3 protein-coding genes are annotated in these 3,235 nt (G+C 54.4%); all 3 read right to left on the reverse strand.

The genetic code is table 11. The features are described from left to right. Positions 1-144: 144 nt before the first annotated feature. The gene (locus O4H31_RS19395; RefSeq protein ID WP_269348169.1) at positions 145-1,161 is read right to left on the reverse strand and encodes a cation diffusion facilitator family transporter; all 1,017 of its coding nucleotides are present in this window, start codon (positions 1,159-1,161) and stop codon (positions 145-147) included. Further along, a complete protein-coding gene (locus tag O4H31_RS19400) occupies positions 1,158-1,853 on the reverse strand; it encodes a substrate-binding periplasmic protein (protein ID WP_269348170.1) in 696 nt (231 codons plus the stop codon). The genes O4H31_RS19395 and O4H31_RS19400 overlap by 4 nt, the downstream gene beginning before the upstream one ends. 703 nt (positions 1,854-2,556) lie before the next feature. After that, positions 2,557-2,835: a hypothetical protein gene (locus tag O4H31_RS19405; RefSeq protein WP_269348171.1), complete on the reverse strand. Its 279-nt coding sequence runs from the start codon at positions 2,833-2,835 to the stop codon at positions 2,557-2,559. Positions 2,836-3,235: the final 400 nt, after the last annotated feature.

A 3,235-nucleotide genomic window follows, 5' to 3' on the forward strand; every position in this document is an offset into this window, starting at 1 on the left:
ACCGATGCCCAAAGGTCTTCCTCTCAGCCATCGCTCTCGCCGCCACTGTCATCTACTGGCTATGAGTCCTGAGCCTAGCGGTTTGAGAATCATCGGGAAGGTCTGTCGCTTAGATCAAATTTTGTCGTGCTCACACGGAATCACTCAGCGTAGGCGCTGACGCCGGGCTCCGGGTCGCAGGGGCAATGTGCCATCATCCGCGCCTTCGATCGTAACCGATTCCTCGATCTTGGTCCGTGGCATGATCGAGATGTCGTGGATGCGCCAGTGCAGGTCCAGCAGCTTTGCCTCGGCATCCTCAACCATCTCAGGCGCGCCGCCGTCCTCATGCGCGACCACATAGATCGTGCCCGTTAGAAAACGCCCTTCTTCACGCAGGCGCAGACGGCTTTCGCGGACCCACGGCAGTGCATTAAAGGTCTGTTGAACCTCTTCGATCAAAGGATCGAACTCTCCATCCTCAATCGTACGCGGCATTTCATCACTAAGGTCGCGGATCGCGGCGCCGGTGTATTTGAAGCCGTCATGAAGCACATCCAGCGCGATCACAATAGCCGCAACGGCGTCGGCCCACCACCAGCCCATCCCGATTCCAAGGATACCGACGATACCGGCAAGCCCGGTCATCCAGTCCGCCTTGTTCATCATGGCGTCCGCATAGAGCGTCTTGTCATGCAACATCTTGGCAGGCTTCATTTTCAGGTGGCCGAAGATGACCGGCATCACAACGCTATAGGCCAGTGCCGCGATCATGACCCAGCCAAACCAGATGGTTGCGCCATAGATCTCGATACTGCCGATGGTCGGGTGCTTTTGCTTGAACAGAGCGATGGAGGAATCCACGATAAGGAATATCCCGACACCGCCAAGGGCCACTGCGCTGATCAGATAAGCGATTGACGTGACCCGAATATATCCCAAAGGAAAGCGTCGGTTCGGTTTCCACCCTTCGATCCAAGAAGCCACGAGAAAGGCGACGGGAGGCACGAAGCTGAGCAGGTCTTCGATCCAAGCGGTCTTCATGGCTTGGCTGCTGCCCACCGCAAAGTAGATCGCGGCCACAATGGAGACCAAGATGGCGATCCAGATGACCTCTAACCAACGGGCCCGCTGGAGCGCTTTCTTCTGCGCCTCAGGCATGGTGCGGATGGAGCGGGTCATGGCGCATAGGCGCGCAAACGCGCCCCGATTGTTCCCATCTCACGCCGAAAGAAACCTTCGATCCGCATGAGCCAAGCGTTCTCGCCTTGCTGCACCGCGATGACATGTTCCGTGCGGTGCAACGTCGTTTCGGTAGCGGCAAGATTATTCACTTCAAGCTGCCAATGTGGGACGGCGGCGAGGGTTAGATCATCGGTCCATTGATTAACCGGAATGCCGCCCTCGTCCTCCACCAGCGCGGCAAGGGGGAGGTGGCTTGGGACGAAAACCTGTTGGTCTTCGAAGCTATCGGTACGGTCCTCTTTCGTGCGGGTGCCGATGACAAAGGCTTCTTCGAAGTAGACAAAGCTTGGCGCGGCACCGGTCACCGTGGTTACGTCTTTGCGGGCAAAGCCTCCGATGGCAAGGTCGATATCGCCCGTTTCCAACCCAGCTAGCGCCGAAAAGACGCCAAGGCGCTTCCAGCTAATCGCGACCCCCAGCTCTTCCGCAAAGGCACGCGTCAGGTCGGCTTCAACACCCTGCGGCGGGCCGCTGTCCCCGAATACCACCCATGGCGGATTTTCCGACACCGCGACGGTCATTTCTTTGTCGGAGAGAACGATCTCAAGGGTTCCTTCCACATCACGCGGAAATCGCATATCGTCGCAGGCGGTGAGCAGGCTCACTACCGCGAGAATCATAGCAGTCATCAGTCTGGTCAGACTTCCTACGCCTGGAGTACCGTACGGCGTAGCTTCGCGGTGCGTCATCAGATTATTCCTTTGAGCAGGATCGCAAGGAAACAACTGGCGGATTATTAGAATGTTCCTTTGAAGGGGCCTGAGTGGTTGTCATTTCAATGTAACTGAGACCCAAAGGGTAATCCCCTCATTTTTAATGGGGTCCAGCCGTAGAATTCAGGCGGCTGTTTTCAGTTTCATGGCGGGTGTCATGCCGCCGATACCCATGTTGGGTCGCGCTCGCGCACCCGTCTCTTGTCAGTGCTCCACTCATCGGGTGTTGGACTTGTTACCTAGCTTTTTCTGATCTTTTGGCATCATCAATTATAGCAAGGTCATCCTAACGCTGCGCTTCCGTAGATTGTTGCGTACCAGAAAGATAATCAACAACCTCGAAGGCCGCGAGAGCCCAGAGTAGTGCCAGAGCAGCGATGCCGATCCAGAACGATCGTCTCAAACGATTACTAACACGAGAACTATGCTTGTCTTTGGACATACTAGAAATCCGTTGCTTAAATATACTGCTGTGAAGTATTGAGTTTACCAATGCTTCACCCAATGTCGTTTTAATCTATATTATGGTCGGGGCGCGGCAGCAGCTAAAGCTTATGGGAATATGTATGGTTTCGAAAGGCGCTTTGTCCGTTAAACTGACTACTCTGGCAAACTAGGGTCACCCGGACTCTAGCATTTCTTCCAGCCACGCTGCTGCGCTTTTGGAAAGATTCTGGTTAGCTTGCCCAAGGCGTGGGTGAAGCTCAATGACTACCAAAGCGTCCCTTTCTTCTAGCTGATCAGTCAACCAATTGCGAAACTCTTCAAGCCCAAGATCCATTTCCAATCCACAGAGACATTCGGCAAGCGGAACCGCGCCGAGTGCTGCCATGAACTCGTCAAGATTCGCTTTGGTCTGTTCTGCAGCTGTCGAATACGAGATTAGGTACGCTGGCATATTTCATTCTCTAATGTCATTCCAGTTCCAATAAACGAGCGTTTGTCACACAATACAACCAAACAATCGAGAGCAACCTGCCTCCACTTATTGCGGATCGCCGGATAACGGCGATGCATCAAACCCTTGGACAGCATTCCACCGGCGTTCTGCGGATTTGCTGAGACAAAATTCCCGCGCATTCATCTGATTGGAATGGACGCAGCGCCGCAAAGAGCACAAATTTCCAGCCACCGCGCCTCCAGCCCGTCCACATCGGAATGGCTGGAAAGCATATGGTCGCCCTTGTTGTTCAAAACCAGGAAAGCGCTATAGGCGTGTGCCTAGGCTCAGGACCCATTGATTATCGTGGAGCCGCATGATTCACCGTCCGAAAACGGAGCGGTGATATGTCTGATCT

The sequence above is a fragment of the Sulfitobacter dubius genome, assembly GCF_027214245.1.
Lineage (GTDB): Bacteria > Pseudomonadota > Alphaproteobacteria > Rhodobacterales > Rhodobacteraceae > Sulfitobacter > Sulfitobacter dubius_A.

Bases quoted from the DNA above. Each gene is read 5' to 3' on its own strand.
- O4H31_RS19400 (WP_269348170.1), bottom strand. From the start codon at position 1,853: ATGACTGCTATGATTCTCGCGGTAGTGAGCCTGCTCACCGCCTGCGAC.
- O4H31_RS19395 (WP_269348169.1), bottom strand. From the start codon at position 1,161: ATGACCCGCTCCATCCGCACCATGCCTGAGGCGCAGAAGAAAGCGCTC.
- O4H31_RS19405 (WP_269348171.1), bottom strand. From the start codon at position 2,835: ATGCCAGCGTACCTAATCTCGTATTCGACAGCTGCAGAACAGACCAAA.